Genomic DNA, 25,791 nt, shown 5'->3' on the forward strand with positions numbered 1-25,791 from the left:
CCCGGGCGTCACAGCGTCCCGACATCACGGCGTCCCGGCATCACGGCCACGGCCGAATCGGACGGCTCACCCCGGAACCCGCTCCCGCCCAGCCGGCCTCGTCTCGCCTCGTGCGAAACGAGGCGAGACGAGGCGAGGCCTGCTGAGTGGTCGGGACGCCCGGGAGCGGCCGGGGCCGGGTGCCGCCTCAGGTCCGCCGGACGCCGATGAGCCGTTGCAGCAAAATGAACGCGAACAGCAGCAGGCCGATGAAGATCTTGGTCCACCAGGAGCTGAGGGTCCCCTCGAAGCTGATGATCGTCTGGGTCAGGCCGAGCACGAGGATGCCCAGCACGGTGCCGAAGAGATAGCCCGAGCCGCCGGTGAGCAGCGTGCCGCCGATGACGACGGCCGCGATGGCGTCCAGCTCCATGCCGACGGCGTGCAGCCCGTACCCGGACAGCATGTAGAACGACAGCAGGATCCCGCCGAGCGCGGAGCACAGCCCGCTGATCGTGTAGACGGCGATCTTCGTCCGGCCCACCGGAAGGCCCATGAGCAGCGCCGACTGCTCGCTGCCGCCGACGGCGTAGACCGTGCGGCCCAGCCGCGTGTGGTGCAGCACGTACGCGGCCACCAGCACCACGACCGCGGCGATCACCACGCTCGGCGAGATCCACATCTCGCCGCCCAGGTCGATCCTGGTCTGCGCGAAGGCGGTGAAGACGCCGTCGGTGATCGGGATCGAGTCGGTGCCGATCGTGTAGCACAGCCCGCGGGCCAGGAACATCCCGGCGAGGGTCGCGATGAAGGGCTGGACCTGGAAGTAGTGGATGATCGCCCCCATCCCGGCTCCCAGCGCCGCGCCGATGGCCAGCACCAGCACGATCACCACCGGCGCCGGCCAGCCCTGGTTCGTGACGAGGCTCGCCGTGACCATCGTGGACAGCGCCACCACCGCGCCCACCGACAGGTCGATGCCGCCCGCGAGGATCACGAACGTCATGCCGACGCCGACGACGAGCAGGAACGCGTTGTCGACGAAGACGTTGAGGATCACCTGGCCGCTGGCGAACCCCTCGTACCGGATGCCGCCGGCCGCGAACATCGCGGCGAGCAGGCCCGCGGTCACCGCGACCGGGACGTATCTGCGGGGGATCGCGAGCCGTCCGGCCGGGCCGGTCAGGGTGGTGCCCGTCATCTGTTCCTCACCGTCTCTTCCCGTGCCTGCTCGCCGGTGGCCACGTCCGCCGGAGGACCCTGCGGAGCGTGGGGCGGCGGGGCCGGGCGCCTGCCCCACCCGAACGCCTTCCGCCGGAAGGCCGGAGACTGCAGCAGGCATACGATCGTCACCACGAGCGCCTTGAACAGCAGCGTCGTCTCCGGCGGCACGCCGATCGAGTAGATCGTGGTGGTCAGGGTCTGGATGATCAGCGCCCCCAGCACGGTGCCGCCGAGCGAGAACCGGCCGCCCGACAGCGAGGTGCCGCCGATGACGACGGCCAGGATGGCGTCCAGCTCGATCCACAGCCCGGCGTTGTTGCCGTCCGCGCTGGAGACGTTGGAACTGATCATCAGCCCGGCGATGCCCGCGCACAGCCCGCAGAAGGTGTACGCCACGATCAGCACGCCCCGGGAGCGGATCCCGGACAGCCTGCTGGCCTCGGCGTTGCCGCCGACCGCCTCGATGAACATGCCCAGCGCCAGCCTCCGGGTGAGGAAGGCGGTCAGCGCCGTCAGCGCGATCACGACAAGGATGCCGAACGGCAGCGTGAGCCAGTAACCGCCGCCGACCAGCTTGTACGGGACGCTGTTGACCGTGATGATCTGCCCGTCGGTGATCAGCTGGGCCAGGCCCCGTCCCGCGACCATGAGGATCAGCGTCGCGATGATCGGCTGGATGCCGACGGCGGCCACCAGGAACCCGTTCCAGGCGCCGAGCGCGAGCGCCACCGCCAGCGTGACGCCGATCGCCGACAGCACGCCGCCGACGGAGTTCTGGTCGGCCAGGCCGCTGATCTGCACGCAGGCCAGCGCCCCGCCGATCGCCACCACCGAGCCGACCGACAGGTCGATGCCGCCGGTGGCGATGACCAGCGTCATGCCCAGCGCGACCAGGATCAGCGGCGCCCCGAAGCGGAGGATGTCGACGAGGCTGCCGTACAGGTGCCCGTCCCTCATCTGCACGTGCAGGAAGTTGTCGGTGAACGCCACGTTGAGCGCCAGCAGCGCGACCAGGATCACGACGGGCCACAGCAGCCGGTGTCTGAGCAACGCCGTCATGACGCGGCCCCGCTCGCGATCTTCCGCATCAGGACGTCGGTGGTGAGGGCGTCGTCGTTGTCGAGCTGGGCGACCAGCGTGCGGTCGCGCAGCACCCCGACCCGGTGACTGAGCCGCAGGACCTCCTCCAGCTCGGCGGAGACGAACAGCACGGCCATGCCCCCGTCGGACAGTTCGGCGACCAGCCGCTGGATCTCCGCCTTCGCGCCGACGTCGATCCCCCGGGTGGGCTCGTCGAGGATGAGCAGCCGGGGTTCCATGATCAGCCAGCGGGCCAGCAGCACCTTCTGCTGGTTGCCGCCGCTGAGGGTGCGGACCGGTTGCTCGGGGTCGCCCGGCCGGATGTTCAAAGTGGCGATGTACTTGGCGACCAGCTCGTCCTGCCTGCGCCGCGACAGCGGCCTGCTCCAGCCGCGCGCGGCCTGCAGCGCGAGGACGATGTTCTCGCGCACCGTGAGCTCGTCGACGAGTCCCTCCGCCCGCCGGTTCTCCGAGCAGAAGGCGATCCTCCGGTTCATCGCCGCCCGCGGCGTGCGCAGCGCGACCTGCCTGCCGCCGACCCGCAGCGAGCCGGTGTCGGCGTGGTCGGCGCCGAACAGCAGCCGCGCCAGCTCGGTACGGCCGGAGCCGAGCAGCCCGGCCAGCCCGACGACCTCCCCCTCCCTGATGGTCAGGGTGAAGGGGGCGACGGCGCCCGCCCGCCCGAGGTCGTGCGCCTCGACGAGCGGCTCCGCGACCCGGGCGGGCGGTTTCTCGTCGAGTCTCTCCAGGTCGGCCAGCTCCCGCCCGATCATCTTGGCGACCAGGTCGACCTGGGGGAGCTCGCGGGTGAGGTACTCCCCCACGAGCCTCCCGTCGCGCAGGACCGTCACGCGGTCCGACACCTCGTAGACCTGGTCGAGGAAGTGCGAGACGAACAGGATGGCGATGCCCCTCTCCTTCAGCCGGCGCATCACCCGGAACAGCTGGGCCACCTCGCCGGCGTCGAGGCTGGAGGTCGGCTCGTCGAGGATCAGCACCTTGGCCTCGACGTCGACCGCCCTGGCGATCGCGACCATCTGCTGCACGGCGAGCGAGCACGACGCCAGCGGCGCCGACACGTCGACGCGCAGGTCCAGGCGGCCCATCAGCTCCTCGGCCCGGCGGCGCGTCTCCTTCCACCGGATGCGGCCAAACCGGCGCGGCTCACGGCCCACGAAGATGTTCTCCGCCACCGAGAGGTTCCCGCACAGGTTGACCTCCTGGTAGACCGTGCTGATGCCGGCCCGCTGGGCGGCGGACGGGCCGGAGAAGGCGACCGGCTCCCCGGCCAGCTCGATCTCGCCCTCGTCGACGCCGTACACGCCGGTGAGGACCTTGATCAGGGTCGACTTCCCCGCGCCGTTCTCTCCCATCAGCGCGTGCACCTCGCCCGGCAGCAGCCGGAAGCCGACGTCGTCCAGGGCTTTGACGCCGGGGAATCGTTTGCCGATCCCGCTCATCCGTACGATCGGTGCCGGTGCGTCCATGCCGCGCTCCTCTCTTCCCGGGGTGGGCGGCTCAGTACTGGCGGGTGGGCAGGGCCTGCTTGGCCTGCTCCTGGGTGAAGGTGGTCTCCTCGGTCACCACGCGGGCCGGCACCTGCTCGCCCGCGACGACCTTCTTGGCCAGGTCCATCAGCTGGGGGCCGAGCAGCGGGCTGCACTCGACGATGAAGCTGATCTTCCCGTCGGCCAGGGCCTGCATCCCGTCCTTCACCGCGTCGACGGTGATGATCTTGATGTCCTTGCCCGGCACCTTGCCCGCGCCCTCGATCGCCTCGATCGCGCCCAGTCCCATGTCGTCGTTGTGCGCGTACAGCACGTCGATGTCCGGGGTGGACTTCAGGAACGCCTCCATCACCTCCTTGCCCTTGGCCCGGGTGAAGTCACCGGTCTGCGAGGCGGCGATCTTGAACTTCGGCTCGGCCGCGATCACCTCCGCGAAGCCCGCCTTGCGGTCGTTGGCCGGCGCCGAGCCGGTGGTGCCCTGCAGCTCGACGATGTTCACCGGGTCGGCCGAATCCTTGTACTCCTCCACCAGCCACTGACCGGCCTTCTTGCCCTCCTCGACGAAGTCCGAGCCCAGGAAGGTCTTGTAGAGGGTGGTGTCGGTGGAGTCGACCGCCCGGTCGGTGAGGATCACCGGGATCTTGGCGTTCTGCGCCTCCTTGAGCACCGTGTCCCAGCCCGACTCCACCACCGGCGAGAACGCGATGACGTCGACCTTCTGCTGGACGAAGGAGCGGATCGCCTTGATCTGGTTCTCCTGCTTCTGCTGGGCGTCGGAGAACTTCAGCTCCACCCCCGCCGTCTTCGCCGACTCCTGCACCGACTTGGTGTTGGCGGTACGCCAGCCGCTCTCCGCGCCGACCTGGGAGAAACCCATCGTGATCTTGCCGTCGCCGGCGGCACCGCCGCCCGCGCCACCGGCCGGCGCGCTCGTGCTGCCGCACCCTGTCATCGCCGTGGCGACGACGCCCGCCAGGACGAACGCTGAGACTTTTCGGAACATGGGGGGTGTCCTTTATGTGAGCGTTAACATTTTGGGCGGAAGACCGCGAACAGCGCCGATCTTCCGAGTGGACGGCTACCTCGGCCGGGTGCCGCCCGTCCGCGAGGTGATCGAGGGAACGCGCGAGACGTTCACCCGGCGCGCCCGCCGCGCGGATCCGTCCCGGCGCTACGCCGGCACCGCGCCGCGTCGCGGCCCCGAGCTTTCCGGATGCCCGTCCCGCACGCGCCCGGAGGCCTGCCGGGCATCCGGCGGACCGCCCGGCACGACACGCTCGCCGGCCCGGACGCCTTGGCGGCCACCGGCGGGTGGAGCCCCACACTTGTCTGCACGGCCGCTCCTCATCTCGCGTTGGACAAGACTGTGAACGCTAACAACCATGCCGTCAAGCGATCTCTTTATTACGGTCTAATCACACCGGAAACGTGAGACCGTGAGCTCCCGCGGTCGTCGCGGCCCCCGCCGCAGGTCGCGCGCCCGCCACCGGTCCGATCCGTGACGGCCCCCGGTGGCGGGCCTCCGCCCGCCACCGGTCCGCCCCATGACGCTCCCCGAGGCGGGTCCCCCACGCGCCACCGCTCCGATCCTTCGCGGCGCCCGCGACAGGTCCCCCACACGCCACCGCTTCGCCCCGCCGGTGTGCCGGCCGCCCCTTCGTCCCGTTATGACGCCCGCGACGGCCGCTGTTCCTTACGGTGCCCGCGACGGCCGCTTCGCCCCTGCTGCGGTGCTCGCGACGGCCGCCGCCTCGCCTCGTTACGGTGCCCGCGACGGCCGCCGCTTCCATCCACGGCGATGGTCCGGACGGGCTCGCGGGAAATTAGCGCCCGCGTGGCGTACGGCCGCCTCACCTGCGATCGGCGCCGGCCGATCTAAAGTGTTCTGTGCTCCGTCGCATGATCCACGGGCGGTACGGGGCGATCTCCCCTCACGCTTCGATAGCCGAGGTCAGGAGAAAACCCATGAATCGTATGTACCGCAGGCATGCCGCTACCGCTGGATGCGTCCTGGCGATCATCGCACTCACCTTCACCGCCGTTCCCGCCGATGCCGACCGGCGAGAGAGCGCCCCCGCGGGGGTGTCCGCGCCGGTCGTCCCGAGGGCCTTGGCCGTGCCACCGCCGCCGGGCATGCTGGAGGCCGTCCAGCGCGACCTCGACCTGTCTCCCCGGCAGGCCAGGGCCCGCCTGGCCAACGAGGCCCGCCTGATGCCGATCGCGGAGCGGCTGCGCGAGAGCCTCGGTGCCCGCTTCGGCGGCGCCTGGCTTCGCTCGAAGACCGCGGGCATCCTGGTGGTGGCGACCACCAGCGCCGCCGACGTCCCCATGATCCTCGCCGCGGGCGCCCAGGCCGAGATCGTCTCGAAGTCGCTGGCGGAACTGACGGAGATCAAGAGGAAGCTCGACGCCGCGTTGCCGCCCCGGCCGCTCGTGTCGAGCGTGCGCTACGTCGACATCAAGCGCAACAAGGTGGTCGTCCTGGCCCCCGAGCCCGCCCAGGCGCAGAACTACGTCCTGAGCGCCGACGTGGACCACGCCTCGGTGATCGTGCTGCCCTCCGACGAGGCCCCCCTGCCCCTGTTCGACCTGGTGGGCGGCACCGCCTACTACGTCGGCACCACCAGCCGCTGCTCGATCGGCTTCTCCGTGCGCAAGGGCGCCCAGAACGGTTTCGTCAGCGCCGGGCACTGCGGCAGGGCCGGTGCCACCACCACCGGCTTCAACCGCACCGCCCAGGGCGTCTTCCAGGGGTCGTCCTTCCCCGGCAGCGACTACTCCTGGGTCTCCGTCAACGACAACTGGAGGGCCACCCCGACGGTGGACAACGGCGAGGGGAGCACCGTGCCCGTCGCCGGCGACCGTGCCGCCGTCGAGGGCGCCTCGGTCTGCCGGTCGGGCTCCACCACCGACTGGCACTGCGGCCTCATCCAGCAGCGCGACGCCAGCGTCACCTACCCGCAGGGCACCGTCGCGCAACTGGTCCGCACCAGCGTGTGCGCCGAACCCGGCGACTCGGGGGGCTCCTTCATCTCCGTGGACCAGGCCCAGGGCGTCACCTCGGGCGGCTCCGGCGACTGCAGCCAGGGCGGCACCACCTACTTCCAGCCGATCGCCGAGATCCTCACCGCCTACGGGCTGACCCTGGTGGTCACCACGAGCACCCCGCCGCCCCCCGCGACCAGTTGCACCGGCTATCCCAGCACCTACACCGGCACCCTGGCCGCCGGCCGGTCGGCGTACCAGCCGGGGAACCTCTACTACCGGTCCAACGTGCCGGGGGTCCACTCCGGTTGCCTGAACGGCCCCGAGGGCACCGACTTCGACCTGTACCTGCAGAAGTGGAACGACAGGGACGCCTGGGCGACCGTCGCCACCTCCGACGGCCCCGGCCCGAACGCGGCGATCACCTACAGCGGGACGGCCGGCTACTACCGCTACCGGGTGACCGCCTCGGCCGGCTCCGGCCCCTACACCCTGAGTTTCAGGGCGCCCTGAGCCGACCAGGGGGCGACGGCGAAGGGCGGGGGCTCCTGAGCGGACCCGGGCGTGACGGTGACGGCCGAGGACAGGGCCCTCTGAGCGGACCCGGGGACGATGGTGGCGGCGATCAGCGGGACGCGGACCGCGATCGCCGCCGCCACGGCGCCCCCGACCCACGGCGGCCCTCGACCCACGGCGATCCCTGATTCACGGCGCCGTGGGCGGCGGCGGCAGGATGATCGTGAACGGGCCCCGGCGCTCGGCGACGCGGTGCGGGCGGGCCTTGACCGGACGCGCCTTTCGCAAGTTTTGTGATCTTGAAATTTCGGGGAACGGTATTCGAAATACCTGGACACCAGAAGAAAACAAGCAATAGCCTCGATTCCACTTTCTAGGTGATCTTGCCGTGGCAAGTCGAGAGGGCGGGGGCTCCCACTGATCGTCCGGCGGGCGGAGACACGCGGAGGGGATGTGAGCGCTCAAGCGGAGGCCGGCGACATGGCGCGCCAGATCGTCGGTGCCCGGCTCCGGCAGCTCCGGCTCCAGTGCAACCTGACCGCCGCCGAGGCCGGCAAGGCCATCCGGGCCAGCGAGTCGAAGATCAGCCGGATGGAGACCGGGCAGCGGGGCTTCCGCCGGGACGACCTGCGCGCGCTCTTCGCCCTGTACGGGGTCAGGGACCCGTACCAGCAGGAGATGCTGCTGTCCGTGGCGTTCGGCGAGCGCACGCCGGGCTGGTGGGACAGCAAGGAGCTCCCGCTGGACGCGGCGGTGGTGATGCGCCTGGAACAGACCGCGGACCTCATCCGCGCCTACCAGCCGTTCGTCATCCCGCCGCTCCTGCAGACCCCGGAGTACGCGGCGGCCGTCTACCGGATGAGCCGGTACCCGGCCCCGCCCGTCCACGTCGAGAGAAGCGTGGAGCAGCTGCTGCGCCGCCAGAAGGTGCTCTCCGGCGCCGACCGGCCCGTGCTGTGGGCCGTGATCGAGGAGCCCGTGCTGTGGCGGCCGATCGCGGGGGTGGACGCGCACATCCGCCAGCTCATCGCGCTGACCGCCTCGGCCCAGACGAAGGGCGTCAGCATCCAGGTGAATCCGATGGGCTCACGGTTCATCCCCGGGTACGGCCCTTTCACGATCTTCCGCCGCGGTTACGGCCTGCCCCAGATGATCGCGGTGCACGGGGAGAGGGACGAGGTCGCCGAACGGTCCCTCCGGGAGGAGCACGCCGTCACGTTCGACCGGCTCTCGGTCGCGGCCCGCGAGAGCGGCGACACGACGGCGCTCCTGATGAGGATCTGCGACCGCGTGCACGTCATGGACGACCACACACCTCCACCGGAAGGCGCCCAGTGACCCATCCCAGTGACGCATCACAGGCGAGTGCGGCCCGCATGTATGACGTCATGCTCGGCGGCGAGGAGAACTTCGCGGCGGACCGGGAGGCCGTCAAGATGCTGGTGGCCCGTTTCCCGACGGTCGTCGACGCGTGCCGGGCCAACCGCGGGTTCCTGCTGCGGTCCGCCAGGGTCATGGCCGAGGCCGGTGTCGACCAGTTCCTGGACATCGGCTGCGGCCTGCCCACTCCCCCGAACCTCCACCAGGTCGTACGGAGGGTCCACCCGGACGCCCGCGTGGTGCACGTCGACAACGACCAGACGGTCGTCACGCACAACCAGTCGACGATGGACGACTCCGGCGTGCTGACGATCCACGGGGACCTGCGCATGCCGCAGGAGATCCTCGACCATCCCCGGGTACGGGCCACGCTCGACTTCACCCGGCCGATCGGCGTGTTCACCGTCGCGGTATGGCATTTCGTCGGCGGGGACACCGCGCGCGACCTCATGGCCCGGCTGCGTGACGCCCTCGCGCCGGGCAGCTACCTGGGGCTCACCCACGCCTGCTCCGACACGATGCCGGAGGACGAGGCGTCCGCCGGGCTGGCGGTCTACAAGCAGACCCGCAACCCGGTGCAGCTCCGTACCTTGCGCGAGGTCGGCGAGCTGTTCGAAGGCTTCGAACTCCTCGAACCGGGACTGGTCCTGGCGGCGGACTGGCGTCCTGTCGACGACGACCCGTTCCCCGAGCACGCCTTCGAGGTCGTCGCCGGCCTCGGCAGGATCCCGCCGCGCTGAACCACCCGCGAGCGGGAACAGGATCCCGCCGCGCCGGACCACCCACGGGCGAGGACGAGGTCCGCGGGGCCCCGCCCGTCAGGCGGTCAGCCCTTTCGCAGTCCGAGCGTGTCGGCCACGGTCGCCAGCGCGGCCAGGTGGTCGTCGACCGAGCCCAGTCCCGCCTTCATGGTGTTGACGGCGAGGTGGGTGGCACCCGCCTCCCGCCACCGGCGGGCCTGGTCGCCCACCTCGTCCGCGTCGCCCGTCCAGCTCACCCGGCCTTCCATGCCGAGCGCCGACGGGTCGCGCCCCGCCTGTACGGCGGCCTCCTCGACCGTCGCCCTCGCCTCGTCCAGCTTCGGGCCGGGAGGCACCTGCGGGAACCAGCCGTCGGCCAGCCGTCCGGCCCGCCGGTACGCCGGAGGAGACTGCGCGCCGAACCAGAGCGGGATCGGCCGCTGCACCGGCAGCGGTGCCAGCCCCGCTCCGGTGACCCGGTCGAAGGTGCCCTCGAAGGTGACCGACCGCTCGGTCCACAGCCGGCGCATCAGCTCCACCTGCTCCTCGGCGCGCCTGCCCCGGGTGCCGAAGTCCTGGCCGAGGGCCTCGTACTCGACCTGGTTCCATCCCAGCCCCACGCCCAGCCGCAACCGGCCGCCGGTGAGCAGGTCCACCTCCGCCGCCTGTTTGGCCACCAGGACCGTCTGCCGCTGGGGCAGGATGATGATCGCGGCGACGAGTTCCAGCGAGGTCAGCGCGGCGAGGTACCCGAAGAGGACCATCGGTTCGTGGAACGTCGACTCGATGTCGTAGACGCCCTTCCAGCCCTGGTGAACCTCGGGGTCGGCACCGACGACGTGGTCGTAGGCCATCAGGTGCCGGAACCCGAGCTCTTCGGCCCCCTGCGCGTAGGCGCGCACCGCGCCCGCGTCCGCGCCGATCTCGGTCTGCGGAAAGACAACGCCGATCTGCATCCATGGCTCCCGTCAACGGTCAGGCGAACTCACCGACCATCATTCCGCGCCCGGCATCGCTCAACCGCGCGCGACACCGGGACGGCTCACCCGGTGGGAAAGATCTACGTCTGGGACGGCACGAGCGGCCGTCCCCCGCCCCGGGGCGAGGTCACGGCCACTTCTAGGATGACCCGCATGGACATTCTCGAACTCGACCGGCGGGCGGGTGACCCCCTGAGGAAGGTCGCCGCCACCGCCACGGCCACCGTCACGGCCACTGCCACCGGCGGCGCGCCGGTCCGCCGGAAGCCGGTCACTCCCCTCGGACGTTCCCCTCGGCGGACCCCGTGACGGATTTCGGCTACGTCGCGCTCGGCGACAGTTTCACCGAAGGCGTCGGCGACCCGCGTCCCGACGGCACGTTCCGCGGGTGGGCGGATCTCGTGGCGGCGGACCTCGACGCGCCGGGCTTCGGCTACGCGAACCTGGCCATCCGGGGGCGCAGGTTCGACGACGTCGTCGCGCAGCAGGTCGAGGTGGCGATCGCGATGAGCCCGTCACTCGTCAGCATCGCCGCAGGCGGCAACGACGCGCTGTGGCGCGGCTTCGACCTGACCACGATGCGCGACCGCTTCGGCGAGGTGGTCGCCCGCCTGCGCGCGTCCGGCGCGGACGTGCTGCTCTTCACCTTCCCCGACCTGAGCGTCCGGCTCCCGCTGCCCCACGTGCTGCGTCCCCGCATCGTCGCGATGAACGAGCTGGTCACGGAGGTGGCCGAGCGGAACGGGGCCTACCTGGTCGACCTGTTCGGCGACCGGGCGTTCGACGACCACGGACTGTGGAGCTCCGATCGCCTGCACCTCAACCCGCTGGGCCATCGCCGGGTCGCCGACCAGGTCCTGGCCGCGCTCGGCCGCGCGGCCACCCCTCCCCCGCCCCCTCCCGGCCCGCCCGCGACCAGGCCGCCGCTGCTCGCCGACCTCCGCTGGGCCTCGGCGCACCTCACCCCCTGGCTGCGCCGCCGCCTGACGGGCCGCTCCTCGGGTGACGGGGTCCTCCCCAAGCGTCCCGTCCTGACGGGCGGATTCGAACCGCCGTCCGACCCGCCCCCGGACCTGCGACCCGGCTGAACGGCCCGGCTGAACGGCCCGGCTGAACGGCCCGGCTGAACGACGCGGCTGAAAGGCCCGGTCGAACGGTCCGGCTGAACAGTCCGGTTGAACGGCCTGGTTGAACGGTCCGGTTGAACGGCCTGGTTGAACAGTCCGGCTGAACGGCCTGGTTGGACGGTCCGGTTGAACGGCCCGCCAGGCGCCGCGCACGATCGGCCGGTGGGCGCGGGGTCGGCCGGAGGTCGGCCCAGTCGGCCCAGGGGGTTGATCGGAAGTCGGCCGAAGGTTGGTCGGAGGTCGGCCCGGCGGTCGGCCGGGGATAGCGTGATCCGGTGAGATTCGGAGTTCTGGGCCCGCTTTCCGTGTGGGGCGCCGACGGGCGCCCCGTGCGGATCCCCGAGCCGAAGGTCCGCGCGCTCCTCGCCGACCTGCTGGCCCACGAGGGCCGCCCGGTGTCGGCCGACCGGCTCGCGGACGACCTGTGGGGGACGAATCCGCCCGGCGATCCGGCCAACACCCTGCAGACGAAGGTCTCCCAGCCCCGCCGCGCCCTGGGCGAGCACGGCCGTACCCTGGCCGAGGCGCTGCTCGCCCGCCGCGTTCCCGGCAAGGTCGTCCTCGATCTCTGAAGGCCGTCGACCTGGGAAATCCGTCGATCCGTGGGAGCCCGCGACGTGCGAGCGAGCCCGCACCCTATGAAAAAGCCCGCACCCTATGAAGAAGCCCGCGACCCGTGAAGAGGCTCGCGACGCGTCAGGGACCCTCCCCCGGCGGCGAAGAATGCCGGACCCATACCGAACCCCGGCCACCGACTGTGACGCTTTAATATGATTTGAGTTAATTCTTATTCTTTGTGAGGTATTAGCCCCAAAGACCTTAATTGGGGGCAGGCGATGGCACTCACGAAGGTGGTACCCCGGGACTGGACGCGGCGGAGGACCGCGAAACGCGAGCGGCTGGAAGCGGTGCGGCCCTTCCTCACGAGCACCTCGACCGCCCCGGGCACCTCGGGCACCTCGGGCCGGGTCCTGGACACCGGGCGGACGCGCGACGCCCTGCAGGCGTTGCTGCGGCCGGGCGACCGGGTCGCGCTGGAGGGCGACAACCAGAAGCAGGCCGACTTCCTCGCCGGGGCGCTGGCCGGGTGCGATCCGAAGGTGGTGCACGACCTCCATCTGCTGATCTCCTCGATCAGCCTGCGCGAGCACCTCGACGTCTTCGAGCGCGGGGTGGCCCACCGCCTCGACTTCTCCTACGCCGGCCCGCAGAGCGTGCGCATGGCGCAGCTACTCGCCGACGGCACGGTCGAGGTCGGCGCGATCCACACCTATGTCGAGCTGTACGCGCGGATGTTCGTCGACCTCACCCCGGACGTCGCGCTGCTCTGCGCCGAGCAGGCCGACCGGGAGGGGAACCTCTACACCGGGCCCGGCACCGAGGACACCCCGACCATCGCCGAGGCGACCGCGTTCCACGACGGTGTGATCCTGGTCCAGGTGAACGAGCTGGTGGACAGGGTCACCCGGGTGGACATCCCCGGCGACTGGGTGGACCTGGTCGTGGAGAGCCCCCGGCCGTTCGCGCTGGAGCCGCTGTTCACCCGCGATCCCCGACAGATCGGCCGGGTGGAGATCCTGATGGCCATGCTGGCGCTGCGCGGGATCTACGAGCGGCACGGCGTGACCACGCTGAACCACGGGATCGGCTTCGACACCGCGGCGATCGAGCTCATCCTGCCCACGTACGGCGAGGAGCTGGGCCTGCGCGGGAAGATCTGCAAGCACTGGACGCTCAACCCGCACCCGACGCTCATCCCCGCGATCGAGAGCGGCTGGGTCGAGTCGGTGCACTGCTTCGGCGGGGAACCCGGCACGGAGCGCTACGTCGCCGCCCGCCCGGACGTTTTCTTCACCGGCAGGGACGGGTCGCTGCGATCGAACCGGGTGCTGTGCCAGCTCGCGGGCCAGTACGCCGTGGACATGTTCATCGGGTCGTCGCTGCAGATCGACGCCGACGCCAACTCCTCGACGGTCACCGAGAGCAGGCTCACCGGTTTCGGCGGGGCGCCCAACATGGGGCACGATCCGCACGGCCGCAGGCACGCCTCCCCCGCCTGGCTGAGCCTGCCGGCCGGTGGGGCGTCCGCGCCCCGGGGCCGCAAGCTCGTCGTGCAGATCACCCAGACCTTCCGCTCCGGCGGCGTCCCGGCGTTCGTGGAGTCGCTGGACGCGATCCAGGTGGGCGAGGACGCCGGCATGCCCATCCCACCGGTCATGATCTACGGCGACGACGTCAGCCACGTGGTGACCGAGGAGGGGGTGGCCTACCTCTACAGGGCCGAGGGCCCGGCCGAGCGGCGCGAGGCGGTGGCCGCGGTCGCGGGCGCCACCCCGGTCGGCCGCGACATCGCCGAGCGGCGGGTGGAGGAGCTGCGCCGCGACGGCCTGGTGGCCCTGCCGGAGGACCTCAAGGTCGACGTCCGCAGGGCGGACCGCTCCCTGCTGGCGGCCCGCAGCATCGAGGACCTCATCGCCTGGTCCGGCGGCCTGTACGATCCGCCCGCCCGGTTCCGGACCTGGTGATCCGCCGATGACCGCCATCGGCGACGGGCTCGCGGCGAGGCGGCGGACGCCGGCCCTGCTCGCCGGCCTGGCCGTCCGGGCACTGCGCCGGGAGGCGTGCCTGAGCCCCAAGCCGGGGCTGGCCGACCGCCGTGGACGCGGCGCGCACGACGACCTGGACCTGCCGCTCCTCCTCGCCTCCGCGCGGGCGCTGCGCCCCACGTTCCGCTCCCTCGCCGAGGCGGCGGAGCGGACGGCCTTCGGGATCGGGCTCCGGGAGGAGCTGGGCAGGCTCGGCCGCGCGGGCGAGGCGGCCATGCTGCGGGCCACGCGCGGGGTGAACACGCATCGCGGGGCACTGTGGGCGCTCGGGCTGCTGGTCGCCACCGCCGCCGGCGCCGCCGACGCACGGGAGGCCGCCGTCCGGGCGGCCCGGCTGGCCGCCCTCCCCGACCGGCACCTCCCTGCGGGAGCGCCCTCCCACGGTGAGCGGGCCCGGCGGCGGTACGGGGCGAGCGGTGCCCGCGGGGAGGCCGAGGCCGCCTTCCCGCACGTCGTCGGGGTCGCCCTGCCGTGGCTGCGCCGGGCCAGGGCGGCCGGGGCCGCCGAGGAGGTGGCCCGGCTGGACGCGTTGCTGGCGGTGATGAGCCTCCTGGACGACACCTGCGTCCTGCACCGGGGCGGCCTCGACGGCCTGCGCGTCGTGCGGTCCGGTGCCGAGCGCGTCCTGGCCGAGGGAGGCTCGGGTACGGCGCGCGGCCGCGCGGCCCTCGCCGAGCTGGACGAGCGGTGCGCCGCGCGGCGGCTGTCGCCGGGCGGGAGCGCCGACCTGCTGGCCGCCGCGCTCTTCCTCGACATGGTGCCGTGGCCGGATCCCGTCACCCGGGCCGAACGGAAGGTGCTCACGTGCAGACGCTGAACTACGAGTTCCCCGCCGACCGGCCGCCCGCCCGGCGGGCGCACGTCGGGGTGGTCGGTTCGGGGGATCTGGAGGTCCTGATGACCCCGGAGCCGTCCGCCGTCGCCCGGGTGCGCGTGCGCACCAGCGTCGACGGGTTCGACACGGTGTGGCGGACCGTGCTGGAGCGGTTCTTCGCCCGCCACGGGGTCGCCGCGAGCTTCGAGCTCAACGACTTCGGGGCGACACCCGGCGTGGTCACCCTGCGTCTGCGGCAGGCCATCGAGGAGGGCAGGGCATGACGTCGTCACAGGGCATCCGGCCGGACCGACCGGACCCGCCGGACCCGCCGGACCCGCCGGATTGGAACGCGCTGCTCGCCCGTACCGGCTTCATAGAGCTGGACGCGCGGGCGCGCGCCGTCGCGCTGCTGGACACCGGGACCGCCCGCGAGCTGTGCGGTCCCTTCGACCGGATCGAGTCACCCTGGCTGGAACCCCAGGGTGTCGTCCCGCAGGCCGACGACGGCGTCGTCGTGGTCAAGGGGAGGCTCGGCGGGCGGCCCGCGGTCGTGATCGGCGTCGAGCAGGCCTTCCAGGGCGGCGGCATCGGCGAGGTCTCCGGCGCGAAGATCGCCGCCGCGCTCTCCCTCGCCGCCGCCGACAGCCGCGACGGCACCCCGACGGCCGCGATCCTGCTGCTGGAGACCGGGGGCGTACGCCTGCAGGAGGCCAATCTGGGCCTGGCCACGATCGCGGAGGTGTGCTCCGCGCTGCTGGAGCTGCGCGCCCTCCAGCCCGTCGTCGGCGTCATCGCCGGAGCGCTGGGCTGCTTCGGCGGCATGAGCATCGCCGCCGGGCTGTGCACGAGGCTGATCATGACCAGGGAGGGCCGTCTCGGGCTCGACGGTCCCGAGGTGATCGAGTCGGAGGCCGGTGTCGCCGAGTTCGACGCCTCCGACCACCCGCTGATCTGGTCGATCGACGGTGGCACGCAGCGCACCGGGACCGCGCTGGCCGACGCGCTCGTCCTCGACGACGTCACCGCCGTGCGGTCCGCCGTGATCGACGCGGTGGGGCGGGGCGTGCCCGCCGAGCACCGCTCCCAGCGGATCGGCGAGCTGCGGGCCCGCCTCCGGGCCGTCGACCCGGCCGACCCGCCGGAACCCGCCGACCTCGCGGCCGTCTGGGCGAAAGCCCTGGCGCACGAGACAACGACGCACGAGGCCGCGCCCGAGAGTGCCGTGCCGCAAAAGACGGTGCCGCGGGAGGCGGTGTCGCGGGAGGCCGTATCACCGAGGACCACACCGTCGGAGGCCGCACCGCCAAGGGCCGCGTCTCAAGAAGCCGGATCCCAGGAGACCGGATCCCAGGAAGCCAGACCCCAGGAGCCCGCAGTTCAGGGAGCCGCGCCTCGGGGGGCCGTGCCGCGGGAAGAAGACCGTGACGCCGGGGAGGGACGGGGAGCGAGCCGGGGCCGGAGCTGGACGCGGGCGCTCGCCGACGGCGACGTGAGCGACGTGGTCCCGTCCGTGATCACGGCGGACGCCACCCTGGGGGACGACGTCGCCCGCCTGATCGCCGTCGTGCCGGACCCCCGGAGCCCGTACCACCGGGCCCGCGAGGGCGAGGTCGGCCTCCGTGAGGGGCTCGCCCTCGCCGAGGCGGTGACCGAGGTCGTCACCGCCGACGAACACCTGCCCGACGACCGCCGCCGCCCGATCGTCGCCGTCGTCGACGTGCCCAGCCAGGCGTACGGGCGCGTCGAGGAGGTGCTCGGCCTCCACCACGCCCTCGCCGTCGCGGTGGACGCCTACGTCCGCGCCCGCACGGCGGGGCACCCTCTGGTCACCCTCATCGTGGGCACGGCGCTGTCCGGCGGGTTCCTGGCGCACGGCGCGCAGGCCGGCCGCATCCTGGCGCTCGACGACCCCGGCGTGGTGGTGCACGCCATGCACAGGAAGGCCGCCGCGCGGGTGACCCGCCGGACCGTCGACGAGCTCGACGAGCTGGCACGGCGCGTCCCCCCGCTGTCGTACGACATCACCGACTGGGCGAAACTCGGCCTGTGCGACGAGCTCCTGGACGTCGAGAACGCCGCCGACCCGACCCGCGCGGACGCGGGGAAGGTGCGGGACGCGCTCACCGCCGCCGTCGGACGGGCCCGTCACGGTCCCCGTGACCTGAGCGACCGGCTCACCTCGCCCGCCGCGCGGCGCACCCGCGCGGCCTCCCGCCGCGTCCACGAGGCGCTCGCCACACAATGGAGGTGACCGCGCGCCCGCACGACCTGCTGCGGCTCTCCGGAGCCGCCGCACTCGGGGACACGTCCCTCTCCGGAGCCGCACGCGGGAACGCGCCCCTCTCCGGAACCGCGCTCGGGGACACGCCCCTCTCCGGAACCGCGCTCGGGGACACGCCCCCGGGGTGGGTGCCCGCGTCGATCGCCGCCTGCCCCTGGGGTGTCGTACGGCGGGCACCGCACCCGCCCGGCCTGGTCCCGGTGGGCATCCGCGGGCCCGAGCGGTGGCAGCGCCACGCCGCCCTCGTGCCCCGCGACGCGGTCACCCGCTCCGTACCGCCCGAGGCACTGAGGGAGCGGCGGCCCTGGCTCCCCCTGCTCGCCGTCACCCTCTCCGCCGTCACCCTCCTGCTCGCCGGTGAGCTGGAGGCCGACGCCGCCTGGGGCCCGATCGGCGGGGTCGGCTTCGAGCTGGCCACCGGGAAGCCCGCCACCCACCCCGGAAGCGACCTGGACCTGCTGATCCGGGCACCGCGCAGGCTGGACCGGGCCCTGGCGGCCCGGCTGACGGCCGTTTTCGGCGCGCTCCCCGGCAGGGTCGACTGCCAGCTGGAGACGCCGTCCGGCGGGGTCGGCCTCGTCGAGTGGGCGCGCACCGGAGGCCCCGTCATGGCCCGTACCGACCACGGCCCCCGCCTGGTGGACGACCCGTGGATCCTCGTATGAGCGTCGCGTTCCTCTACCCCGGCCAGGGCACCCAGCGGCCCGGGATGCTCCGCGACCTGCCCGATCATCCGGCCGTCGCCGCGACCCGCGCCGAGGCCGAGCGGATCCTGCCCGGCTCGTCCCGGCGGGACGGCGCGCGGGCGCTGGCGTCCACGGTCACCACGCAGGTCGCGCTCTGCGTCGCCGGGGTCGCCGCGACCCGCGCCCTCGCCTGTGCGGGCGCCGTTCCCGACGCCGTGGCCGGGCACTCCGCCGGGGCGTTCCCGGCCGCCGTCGCGGCCGGGGTCCTCACCTTCGCCGAGGCCCTCACGGCCGTACGCCGTCGCGGCGAGCTGATGCGCGACGCCCATCCTCGCGGGTACGGCATGGCGGCCGTTCTCGGGCTGACCGTGCCCCAGGCCCGGCGGGTGATCGAGTCGGTCACCACCGGCGACGACCCGGTCTACCTCGCCGTCGTCGACACCGACGAGCAGGTCGTGGTCGCCGGCGGCGACCGCGCCCTGGAACGCCTCGGCGCGGCGGCCGGCCGGGCGGGGGCCCGGCGCGTGCGGCGCCTGGACATCGCCGTCCCCTCGCACTGCCCGCTGCTCGGCCACGTCGCCGACGCCATGGCGGACCACCTCGCCGGGATCCCCCGGCGCCCTCTCGACGTCCCCTATCTGGGCGGCGCCACGGGACGTCTCCTGCGCGACCCCGGCGCCGTCCTCGACGACCTCGCCCGGGGCGTCGCCACCACGGTGAGGTGGCGTGACGTCATCGCCCTGCTCGGGGAGCTCGGCACGACCCTGTTCGTCCAGACGCCTCCCGGGGACGTCCTCGCCGGGATCGCCCAAGCCGCCCACCCCCGTACCCGGGTCGTCGCTCTCGCCGACACCGGCGTCGCCGACGCGGCGCTGCTCACCCGCCGGGCCCGGGGGACGGAACGGGCGCCCCGGCGAGACCGGCCCCCCTTTCCCGGCGGGGCCGGGACACGGCGGGGGGACGCCGGGTGCCGCCCGCCGGAACCTGAAGATCACTCGTCACGCCAAGGGGGAGAGAGATGAGATCCGCACGCATCCGCCGACGGTTCAGGGGGATCGCGCCCGCGGTGGCACTCGCCGCCGTCACCGCGTCCGCGCCAGCGCCGCCGGAGACCGGCGCCTGGACGACCACGACGGCCGCGACGACCACAGCGGCTACGGCTACGGCTACGGCTACGGCGGCCACAACGAGCAAGGCGGCGCTCGCGGCCGACCCGTTGCCCTGCCGGTCGCCGGGCCACGTCAAGCCCACGGTCGTCATGGTGCACGGCGCCTGGGCCGGCACCTCCAGCTGGGCCGGCGAGGTGGACTCCCTGCACCGGGCGGGCTACGTCGCGCGGGCCGTCGCCAACCCGCTCCGGGACCTCGTCGGCGACGCCGCGTTCGTCGCCGACTTCCTGCGAACCGTCTCCGGCCCGATCGTGCTCGTCGGGCACTCCTACGGGGGCTCGGTGATCACGAACGCCGCGGCGGACGTCCCGAACGTCAAGGCCCTGGTGTACGTCGACGCGGCGGCGCCCGACACCGGGGAGACCACCGGCGGACTCAGCGGCCGAGGCTCCGCCCTCTCCGCGGACCCCGCCTCCCTCTACGACACGGTGTCCTACCCGGGAGCGCCCCGGGGAGCGACGGACCTCTACCTCAAGCGGGACACCTTCGTCCGCTCGTTCGCCTCGGACCTGCCCCGGGACACCGCCGTACGCCTGTGGGCCTCCCAGCGTCCCGCCTCGACCAGCGCGTTCTCGACGCCGTCGAGGGCCGCGGCGTGGAAGACGATCCCCTCCTGGTATTTCATCAGCACCGGTGACCGGATCATCACCCCGTCCTCGCAGCGGCTCATGGCCCACCGGGCGCGCTCGAAGGTCACCGAGTTCCGCGGCGGCTCGCACCTGACCCTGATATCGCACCCGGAGGCGGTGACGGCGGTGATCGGGTCCGCGATCTGCTCCGTCCGCTAGGCGATGTGACGGGTCACGACGCCGGTGGCACCCGGTGGCGGGCGGCGTTCCGCCGCGTGCGAAGCTGACGACGATCGACGTGGACGACCGGCCGGGAGCGGGGGGCACCGTGAAGATCGTCATACCGGGTGGCACAGGGCATCTGGGACTCCTGCTCGCCGGCGCCCTCGGGCGCGCGGGCCACGAGGTGGTCGTCGTCAGCCGGCGCGCGGACACCCGGGTGCCCGGTGCCCGTACGGTGCCGTGGGACGGGCGGTCCGCCGGGGAGTGGGCGGCCGAGGTCGACGGCGCCGACGCGGTGATCAATCTGGCCGGGCGCAGCGTGAACTGCCGCTACACCGCGTCCAACCTGCGGGAGATGATGGCCTCGCGGGTGGACTCCGCCACCGCCGTGGGGACGGCGATCGCCGGGGCGGCCAGGCCGCCGCGGGTGTGGCTGCAGATGAGCACCGCCACGATCTACGCGCACAGCCACGACCGGGCCAACGACGAGGCGACGGGGGTCATCGGCGGCACCGAGGACGGCGTACCGGCCTACTGGGCCTTCAGCGTCGACATCGCGCGCGAGTGGGAACGCGCGCTGTCCGAGGCGCCGGTCCCGGACACCCGCAGGGTCGCGCTGCGCACGAGCATGGTGATGGCCCCCGGCCGGGGCGGCGCGTTCGACCAGCTGTGGCGCATGACCAGGTGGGGCCTCGGCGGGCCGGTCGCCGGTGGCCGGCAGTACATGTCCTGGATCCACGACCGCGACTTCGTCCGGGCGGTCGAGTTCCTGCTGGCCCACGACGGGCTCGCGGGACCGGTCAACCTCGCCTCGCCCGACCCGCTGCCGTACCGCGCGTTCATGGCGGGCCTGCGCGACGCGGCGGGCGTGCGGGTGGGGCTGCCCGCCACGAGATGGATGGCCGAGCTCGGCGCGTTCGCGCTGCGCGGCGACACCGAGCTGCTGCTGAAGAGCCGCCGGGTCGTGCCGGGCCGGCTGCTCGGCGCGGGCTTCGTGTTCGACCTCCCCGGCTGGCCGGAGGCCGCCCGCGACCTGGTGGCCCGCGCCCGCGCGGGCACGTGATCCGCGCGGACCGACGCCGGTTGATCCATGCCTGATGGCCCGCGCCCGCGCGGGCACGTGATCCGCGCGGACCGACGCCGGTTGATCCATGCCTGATGGCCCGCGCCCGCGCGGGCACGTGATCCGCGCGGACCGACGCCGGTTGATCCATGCCTGGTGGTCCGCGGGCGCGTGAGGCGGCGGCGTTCCGCTCGGGGTCCCGCGGGGTGGCCGAGGCGACGTACTCGGGCGTGCCGTTCATCCGCCTCACGGGTTGTCCACGACCTCCGCTCCCCCGGCCGCGCGGGTCCGGCGCTCCCGGCCCGTCGCGGACGGCGGAGCGCACGGGCGCCCACCGGGGCGACCGGTCAGCCGCTCAGGCCATGTCCCAGAGCAGGCGGTAGTAGGCGAGGCGCTCCGGGTCCGGGACGATCCCGTACGCGTCGTACACGACGCCGTCGTATCCCGGGCCGTAGTTCCAGTCCATGCTCCACGCCGCGACCGCGAGGTCCGCCCACCGGTCGGCCACCCCGAGCGACCCCAGGTCGACGTGCGCGGCGAACGTGCCGTCGTCGTGCAGCAGGGTGTTGGGGACGCACGCGTCCCCGTGACAGACGACGAGGCGGTCGACGGGGGGCGGCTCGCCGATGCGGGCCCGCGCCTCCGCGACCCCCAGGTGCCGGTGCTCGGGGAACCACTCGGCAGGCCCCTCGCCGTCGGCGATGCGCTCGTCGGCACGGACGAGCCGCCGGCCGACACTCCAGTCGTACGGGCACAGGTCGACGGGCAGGGCGTCGTGGAGCAGGCGCAGCCCCCGGCCGATCGCGGCCGCCGCGGTCGCCGGGTCGGCGCTCCACCGGGGGTCCACCGCCGAGCGGCCGGGAACCGCCGCCGTGACCAGCCACGCGCCGTCGGCGTCCGTGCCGTGCTCGACGACCCTCGGGACGGCCGCCCATCGCCGCGCCCAGATCAAGCGCTCCGCCTCGCCGGGGAGGTCGATCTCCGGGGTGCCGGTGGGGACCCATTTGGCGTATCTGGTGACACCGTGCCCGTCTTCGAGGCGGAACGTCAGGCCGCCGAGCTCGTTGCGCCACACCGGGGTGACGGTGTCGCCGCCGGCGAGCGCCGCGACGACGGCGGGGACGGCCACGGGGCCGGCCGGGATCTCGGAGATGACGGGACGGCTCATGGGAACCTGATCCTCCCGGGAGGACGGTGCCGATGACAAACGGGTTTCCGAGCCGGAGGGTTCGCACGGGTTTTCAGGCCGCACGGGTTTTCAGGCCGCGCAGGTTCTCAAGCCGGGTGGGTCTTCAAGACGGTTGGGTCTTCAGGCTGGGCGGGCTTTCAAGACGGTGCGGCCTGGGCGGGGTTCCGGGCCGGAGAGGAGCCCAAGGATCCCTAGGCCGGAGAGAACCGGAGAAGCCGGAGGGGCCGGAGAGGGGCTCAAGGTTCCCGGGCCGAAGAGAGCCGGAGAAGGCCGAGGAGGGCCGAGGAGGGCGGAGAGGGCCGGTGGGGCGGCCGGTGCCGGGAGCGCCGCGAAGCCCGATCCGTGATCCCGGCTTTGACCGTTCTTAAGCTGCCGCGACCAGGGGGTGGGTAGGAACAGGGGAGTTCTCGGGCGCACGGGTCCGGGTCTCTCCCCGGGTATCGCGAGGAGGACCTCATGAGCGCGCGACCACAGCGGGCGACGGCGCCCGTCCGGGTGCCGGCCGGTGCCTCCGCCGACGGGGACGGCATCATCGTCGGTACGGGCCCGGTCACCGTCGACGTCTACGTCGACTTCCTGTGCCCGTTCTGCAAGTCGTTCGAGCAGGCGTCCGGACCGGCGCTGAACGGGATGGTGAAGGACCGGACGATCAGCCTGGTATGTCACCCGATGGGCTTCCTGGACAGGCTGTCGGCCGACGAGTACTCCACCCGCGCGTCGGCGGCCTCCGGTTGCGCCTCGGACGGCGGGAGGTTCGTCGAGTACGCCCGCGCTCTCTTCGCCGGCCAGCCTCCCGAGGGAGGGCCGGGACTCACCGACGACGAGCTGGTCGAGCTCGGCGGCCCGGCCGGGCTCACCGGCCCGGCGTTCGGCGAGTGCGTGCGCGGCGGCACCTACCTCGACTGGACCGCGTACGTGACGCGGAAGGCCGTCGAGCGGGGGGTGAGCGCCACGCCGACCGTCCTCGTCGAGGGGAGACCCGTGCCGACGGACCCCCAGTCGATCGTGGCCGCCGTGGCCGCCGTCGTCCCCTGACCCCGTCCTGGACGCTCCCCCTCAAGCCCCACCGGTTGCCCAAGAGATTTTGACGTGATGATCAACAGGTGAGGCGGAGCCGGGTCGCCCGCCGTCCCGCGTGGTGCAGTGGGGACACGGCGGAGACACGGCGGTGACACGGCGCGGCGCCACCGAGGGCCACCGACGGCCGCCGGCGTTCCGGCCGCCCGTGCCCGGTTCCGGCTCTTGACGACGGTGACGGGTCCGCCGTCGCCGTGCCTCAAGGGGGAGAAACGATGAAGGAGTCCCACCCGGTGAAGGAAACGGTCGAGAAGATCATCGACAGGCTGACCGACGCCGTGTCCGGCAGGCCGTCCGGCGTGATCCCCGGCAAGCCGGGAAGCGTGACACCGTCGCTGGAGGAGCCGACCGAGCCCCGGCCTCCCGCGCCGCCCGGCCACGACCAGAGGGGGCCGGATCCGTTCACCCCCACCGGGCAGCCCACCGACGTGCCGCAGGCGGCGCTGGCGCAGGGCGGCGAGTATCTGACGACGGCCCAGGGAACACGGCTGCCCGACACCGACCACTCGCTCAAGGCAGGTCCCCGGGGTCCGGTGCTGCTGCAGGACCACCACCTGCGCGAGAAGATCACGCACTTCGACCACGAGCGTATCCCCGAGCGCGTCGTGCACGCCCGCGGCGCCGCCGCGCACGGCGTCTTCCACGCCTACGGCACGGCCTCCGCGGTGACCAGGGCGGCGTTCCTCGCCCAAGGTGCCGAGACCCCCGTCTTCGTGCGTTTCTCGACCGTGCTCGGGTCGCGGGGATCGGCGGACACGGTACGCGACACGCGGGGCTTCGCCACGAAGTTCTACACCGATGAGGGCGTCTTCGACCTGGTGGGCAACAACATCCCGGTGTTCTTCATCCAGGACGCGATCAAGTTCCCCGACGTCATCCACGCGGCCAAGCCGCACCCGGACCGGGAGATCCCCCAGGCCCAGAGCGCGCACGACACCTTCTGGGACTTCGTCTCCCTGCACACCGAGGCCACCCACCACACCATCTGGAACATGTCCGACCGGGGCATCCCGCGCTCGTACCGGACGATGGAGGGCTTCGGCGTCCACACCTTCCGGCTGGTCGACGCCGAAGGCGCCACCACGCTGGTGAAGTTCCACTGGAAGCCCAAGGCCGGGGTGCACTCGCTGGTGTGGGAGGAGGCGCAGCTGATCAGCGGCGTGGACCCGGACTTCCACCGGCGCGACCTGGCCGACGCGATCGAGTCGGGCGCCTACCCGCAGTGGGAGCTGGGCATCCAGGTCTTCCCCGACACCCCCGAGCAGACCTTCGAGGGGATCGACCTGCTGGACGCCACGAAGATCGTGCCCGAGGAGCTGGCCCCGGTCCAGCCGGTCGGCCTGCTCACCCTGAACGCCAACCCGGGCAACTACTTCGCCGAGACCGAGCAGGTCGCCTTCCACACCGGCCACCTGGTGCCCGGCATCGACGCCACCGACGACCCGCTGCTCGCGGGGCGCATGTTCTCGTACCTGGACACCCAGATCAGCCGACTGGGCGGTCCCAACTTCGCGCAGATCCCGATCAACCGCCCGCACGCCCCGGTCAACGACATGCTGCGTGACGGCCGGCACCAGACGGCGGTGCACTCCGGCGTCGCCCCCTACAAGCCCAACTCCCTGGACGGCGGCTGCCCCTTCTTCGCCGGGGCAGGCGAGGGCGGATATGTGGAAACGCCCGTCCAGGTGCCCGCTGCGAGGAAGGTGCGTGAGGCTCCGGCGTCGTTCGCCGACCACTTCAGCCAGCCCCGCCAGTTCTGGCTGAGCCTGACGCCGGTGGAGCGCGAGCACGTCATCGCCGCGTACACCTTCGAGCTCGGCAAGGTCTACGAGCAGCCGATCAAGGAGCGCGTCCTGACGGTGCTGGCCGAGATCGACCCGTACCTGTGCGGGCAGGTGGCCCAAGGGCTGGGCCTGCCGGCACCGGCTCCAGCGGGACCGCTGCCGCCGGTCGAGCCCAGCATCGCGCTCTCCCAGCTCGGGCGGACCTGGCCCACCGTCGGCCGGGTCATCGGCATCGTCGCCGACGAGAACAGCGACCTGGACGCCGTACGCGCCGTACGCCGGACGATCCTGGACGGCGGCATGGTGCCGCTGGTCATCGCCCCGGCGGGCGGCCTGCTCGGAGCGGGAGGCGCCGATCCCGTCACCGTGCAGCGCACCTTCGCCACGGCCCGCTCCGTCGAGTTCGACGCCCTGCTGCTGGCCGGTGCGCCCGCGCCGGGCAAGGACGCCTACGGCGCCCGGGACGCCAAGGCGGGCGGTGGCCTGCCCGTCGCGGCGGGCGTCGACCCGCGGGTGCTGCTGATGCTCGCCGAGGCGTTCCGCCACGCCAAGCCGCTCGGCGGGTGGGGGGACGCCGGGCGGGCGCTCGGCGCCGCGGGAATCGACACCTCGGCGCCCGGCGTGCTCGTCACCGGCGACGACGGCGACGGTGACGGTAACGGCGGTGGTGACAGGGCGCTGGAGGGGATCGTCCGGCTGCTGGGGCAGCACCGGGTCTGGGAACGCTTCCCTCCCGCCGTCGCCATCGCCTGACCCGGCGTACCCCGGCGTATGTGCGGCCCCTGACCCGGCGTACCCCGGCGTATGCG

General features: G+C 72.9%; 23 protein-coding genes. 16 read left to right on the top strand and 7 right to left on the bottom strand.

Annotated elements, in window-relative coordinates; genetic code table 11:
- Positions 1-187: 187 nt before the first annotated feature.
- The 4 genes from yjfF to ABT053_RS17780 are packed head-to-tail and all read right to left on the bottom strand — an operon-like array spanning position 188 to position 4,794.
- A complete protein-coding gene (gene yjfF / locus ABT053_RS17765; RefSeq protein WP_350970125.1) occupies positions 188-1,180 on the bottom strand; it encodes a galactofuranose ABC transporter, permease protein YjfF in 993 nt (330 codons plus the stop codon).
- On the bottom strand, positions 1,177-2,262 hold the full coding sequence (locus tag ABT053_RS17770) for an ABC transporter permease (RefSeq protein WP_350970126.1): 1,086 nt from the start codon (positions 2,260-2,262) through the stop codon (positions 1,177-1,179). Before ABT053_RS17770 ends, yjfF begins: the two co-directional genes overlap by 4 nt.
- Positions 2,259-3,770, bottom strand: coding sequence for a sugar ABC transporter ATP-binding protein (locus tag ABT053_RS17775; RefSeq protein WP_350970127.1), 1,512 nt, complete (start codon positions 3,768-3,770; stop codon positions 2,259-2,261). The genes ABT053_RS17770 and ABT053_RS17775 overlap by 4 nt, the downstream gene beginning before the upstream one ends.
- Before the next feature lie 31 nt (positions 3,771-3,801).
- Positions 3,802-4,794 (bottom strand): ABC transporter substrate-binding protein, encoded by a 993-nt coding sequence (locus ABT053_RS17780; RefSeq protein ID WP_350970128.1) that lies wholly within the window; start codon positions 4,792-4,794, stop codon positions 3,802-3,804.
- Positions 4,795-5,756: 962 nt separating this feature from the next.
- Here ABT053_RS17780 and ABT053_RS17785 point away from each other — a divergent pair.
- Positions 5,757-7,289, top strand: a complete 1,533-nt coding sequence (locus tag ABT053_RS17785; protein ID WP_350970129.1) for an alpha-lytic protease prodomain-containing protein — start codon at positions 5,757-5,759, stop codon at positions 7,287-7,289.
- Here the strand turns inward: ABT053_RS17785 and ABT053_RS17790 are convergent.
- Positions 7,262-7,468, bottom strand: a complete 207-nt coding sequence (locus tag ABT053_RS17790) for a hypothetical protein (RefSeq protein ID WP_350970130.1) — start codon at positions 7,466-7,468, stop codon at positions 7,262-7,264. The genes ABT053_RS17785 and ABT053_RS17790 overlap by 28 nt on opposite strands.
- A 277-nt stretch (positions 7,469-7,745) precedes the next feature.
- On the opposite strand from ABT053_RS17790, the gene ABT053_RS17795 reads away from it, so the two are divergent.
- Together ABT053_RS17795 and ABT053_RS17800 are read left to right on the top strand one after the other, a co-directional pair.
- Entirely contained in the window at positions 7,746-8,630 is an 885-nt protein-coding gene (locus ABT053_RS17795; protein WP_350970131.1) for a helix-turn-helix domain-containing protein, read from the top strand.
- The gene (locus tag ABT053_RS17800; protein WP_350970132.1) at positions 8,627-9,412 is read left to right on the top strand and encodes an SAM-dependent methyltransferase; all 786 of its coding nucleotides are present in this window, start codon (positions 8,627-8,629) and stop codon (positions 9,410-9,412) included. The genes ABT053_RS17795 and ABT053_RS17800 overlap by 4 nt, the downstream gene beginning before the upstream one ends.
- A gap of 86 nt (positions 9,413-9,498) precedes the next feature.
- Here the strand turns inward: ABT053_RS17800 and ABT053_RS17805 are convergent, their stop codons facing one another.
- Entirely contained in the window at positions 9,499-10,368 is an 870-nt protein-coding gene (locus ABT053_RS17805) for an LLM class F420-dependent oxidoreductase (RefSeq protein WP_350970133.1), read from the bottom strand.
- 177 nt (positions 10,369-10,545) lie between these two features.
- On the opposite strand from ABT053_RS17805, the gene ABT053_RS17810 reads away from it, so the two are divergent.
- From ABT053_RS17810 to ABT053_RS17860, 11 genes are all read left to right on the top strand, one after another.
- Positions 10,546-10,701 (top strand): hypothetical protein, encoded by a 156-nt coding sequence (locus ABT053_RS17810; protein WP_350970134.1) that lies wholly within the window; start codon positions 10,546-10,548, stop codon positions 10,699-10,701.
- Positions 10,698-11,480 carry an SGNH/GDSL hydrolase family protein gene (locus tag ABT053_RS17815; protein WP_350970135.1) on the top strand — a complete coding sequence of 261 codons (783 nt, stop codon included), beginning with the start codon at positions 10,698-10,700 and terminating at the stop codon, positions 11,478-11,480. The genes ABT053_RS17810 and ABT053_RS17815 overlap by 4 nt, the downstream gene beginning before the upstream one ends.
- Positions 11,481-11,794: 314 nt before the next feature.
- A complete protein-coding gene (locus ABT053_RS17820; RefSeq protein WP_502991794.1) occupies positions 11,795-12,091 on the top strand; it encodes an AfsR/SARP family transcriptional regulator in 297 nt (98 codons plus the stop codon).
- A 264-nt stretch (positions 12,092-12,355) separates the two neighbouring features.
- Entirely contained in the window at positions 12,356-14,044 is a 1,689-nt protein-coding gene (gene mdcA / locus ABT053_RS17825; protein WP_350970136.1) for a malonate decarboxylase subunit alpha, read from the top strand.
- Positions 14,045-14,051: 7 nt separating this feature from the next.
- Positions 14,052-14,942, top strand: coding sequence for a triphosphoribosyl-dephospho-CoA synthase (locus ABT053_RS17830; RefSeq protein WP_350970137.1), 891 nt, complete (start codon positions 14,052-14,054; stop codon positions 14,940-14,942).
- Positions 14,930-15,223 carry a malonate decarboxylase subunit delta gene (locus ABT053_RS17835; RefSeq protein ID WP_350970138.1) on the top strand — a complete coding sequence of 98 codons (294 nt, stop codon included), beginning with the start codon at positions 14,930-14,932 and terminating at the stop codon, positions 15,221-15,223. Before ABT053_RS17830 ends, ABT053_RS17835 begins: the two co-directional genes overlap by 13 nt.
- Positions 15,220-17,193 (top strand): biotin-independent malonate decarboxylase subunit beta, encoded by a 1,974-nt coding sequence (locus ABT053_RS17840; protein ID WP_350970139.1) that lies wholly within the window; start codon positions 15,220-15,222, stop codon positions 17,191-17,193. The genes ABT053_RS17835 and ABT053_RS17840 overlap by 4 nt, the downstream gene beginning before the upstream one ends.
- Entirely contained in the window at positions 17,190-17,888 is a 699-nt protein-coding gene (locus ABT053_RS17845; RefSeq protein WP_350970140.1) for a malonate decarboxylase holo-ACP synthase, read from the top strand. Before ABT053_RS17840 ends, ABT053_RS17845 begins: the two co-directional genes overlap by 4 nt.
- Complete coding sequence (locus tag ABT053_RS17850) at positions 17,885-18,931, top strand: ACP S-malonyltransferase (RefSeq protein ID WP_350970141.1); 1,047 nt, start codon at positions 17,885-17,887, stop codon at positions 18,929-18,931. The genes ABT053_RS17845 and ABT053_RS17850 overlap by 4 nt, the downstream gene beginning before the upstream one ends.
- Positions 18,928-19,866: an alpha/beta hydrolase gene (locus tag ABT053_RS17855; protein WP_350970142.1), complete on the top strand. Its 939-nt coding sequence runs from the start codon at positions 18,928-18,930 to the stop codon at positions 19,864-19,866. Before ABT053_RS17850 ends, ABT053_RS17855 begins: the two co-directional genes overlap by 4 nt.
- Before the next feature lie 109 nt (positions 19,867-19,975).
- Positions 19,976-20,932, top strand: a complete 957-nt coding sequence (locus ABT053_RS17860; RefSeq protein WP_350970143.1) for an epimerase — start codon at positions 19,976-19,978, stop codon at positions 20,930-20,932.
- Between the two features lie 355 nt (positions 20,933-21,287).
- On the opposite strand, the gene ABT053_RS17865 is transcribed toward ABT053_RS17860, so the two are convergent.
- Complete coding sequence (locus tag ABT053_RS17865; RefSeq protein WP_350970145.1) at positions 21,288-22,100, bottom strand: aminoglycoside 3'-phosphotransferase; 813 nt, start codon at positions 22,098-22,100, stop codon at positions 21,288-21,290.
- Positions 22,101-22,577: 477 nt separating this feature from the next.
- On the opposite strand from ABT053_RS17865, the gene ABT053_RS17870 reads away from it, so the two are divergent.
- The gene (locus tag ABT053_RS17870; RefSeq protein WP_350970146.1) at positions 22,578-23,156 is read left to right on the top strand and encodes a DsbA family protein; all 579 of its coding nucleotides are present in this window, start codon (positions 22,578-22,580) and stop codon (positions 23,154-23,156) included.
- Positions 23,157-23,413: 257 nt separating this feature from the next.
- Positions 23,414-25,735 (top strand): catalase, encoded by a 2,322-nt coding sequence (locus tag ABT053_RS17875; protein ID WP_350970147.1) that lies wholly within the window; start codon positions 23,414-23,416, stop codon positions 25,733-25,735.
- Positions 25,736-25,791 lie beyond the last annotated feature (56 nt).

The organism is Streptosporangium sp. NPDC002524 (assembly GCF_040295985.1).
Classification (GTDB): Bacteria; Actinomycetota; Actinomycetes; order Streptosporangiales; family Streptosporangiaceae; genus Streptosporangium.

Bases quoted from the DNA above. Each gene is read 5' to 3' on its own strand.
- yjfF (WP_350970125.1), bottom strand. From the start codon at position 1,180: ATGACGGGCACCACCCTGACCGGCCCGGCCGGACGGCTCGCGATCCCC.
- ABT053_RS17770 (WP_350970126.1), bottom strand. From the start codon at position 2,262: ATGACGGCGTTGCTCAGACACCGGCTGCTGTGGCCCGTCGTGATCCTG.
- ABT053_RS17775 (WP_350970127.1), bottom strand. From the start codon at position 3,770: ATGGACGCACCGGCACCGATCGTACGGATGAGCGGGATCGGCAAACGA.
- ABT053_RS17780 (WP_350970128.1), bottom strand. From the start codon at position 4,794: ATGTTCCGAAAAGTCTCAGCGTTCGTCCTGGCGGGCGTCGTCGCCACG.
- ABT053_RS17785 (WP_350970129.1), top strand. From the start codon at position 5,757: ATGAATCGTATGTACCGCAGGCATGCCGCTACCGCTGGATGCGTCCTG.
- ABT053_RS17805 (WP_350970133.1), bottom strand. From the start codon at position 10,368: ATGCAGATCGGCGTTGTCTTTCCGCAGACCGAGATCGGCGCGGACGCG.
- ABT053_RS17810 (WP_350970134.1), top strand. From the start codon at position 10,546: ATGGACATTCTCGAACTCGACCGGCGGGCGGGTGACCCCCTGAGGAAG.
- mdcA (WP_350970136.1), top strand. From the start codon at position 12,356: ATGGCACTCACGAAGGTGGTACCCCGGGACTGGACGCGGCGGAGGACC.
- ABT053_RS17830 (WP_350970137.1), top strand. From the start codon at position 14,052: ATGACCGCCATCGGCGACGGGCTCGCGGCGAGGCGGCGGACGCCGGCC.
- ABT053_RS17840 (WP_350970139.1), top strand. From the start codon at position 15,220: ATGACGTCGTCACAGGGCATCCGGCCGGACCGACCGGACCCGCCGGAC.
- ABT053_RS17850 (WP_350970141.1), top strand. From the start codon at position 17,885: ATGAGCGTCGCGTTCCTCTACCCCGGCCAGGGCACCCAGCGGCCCGGG.
- ABT053_RS17855 (WP_350970142.1), top strand. From the start codon at position 18,928: ATGAGATCCGCACGCATCCGCCGACGGTTCAGGGGGATCGCGCCCGCG.
- ABT053_RS17865 (WP_350970145.1), bottom strand. From the start codon at position 22,100: ATGAGCCGTCCCGTCATCTCCGAGATCCCGGCCGGCCCCGTGGCCGTC.
- ABT053_RS17870 (WP_350970146.1), top strand. From the start codon at position 22,578: ATGAGCGCGCGACCACAGCGGGCGACGGCGCCCGTCCGGGTGCCGGCC.
- ABT053_RS17875 (WP_350970147.1), top strand. From the start codon at position 23,414: ATGAAGGAGTCCCACCCGGTGAAGGAAACGGTCGAGAAGATCATCGAC.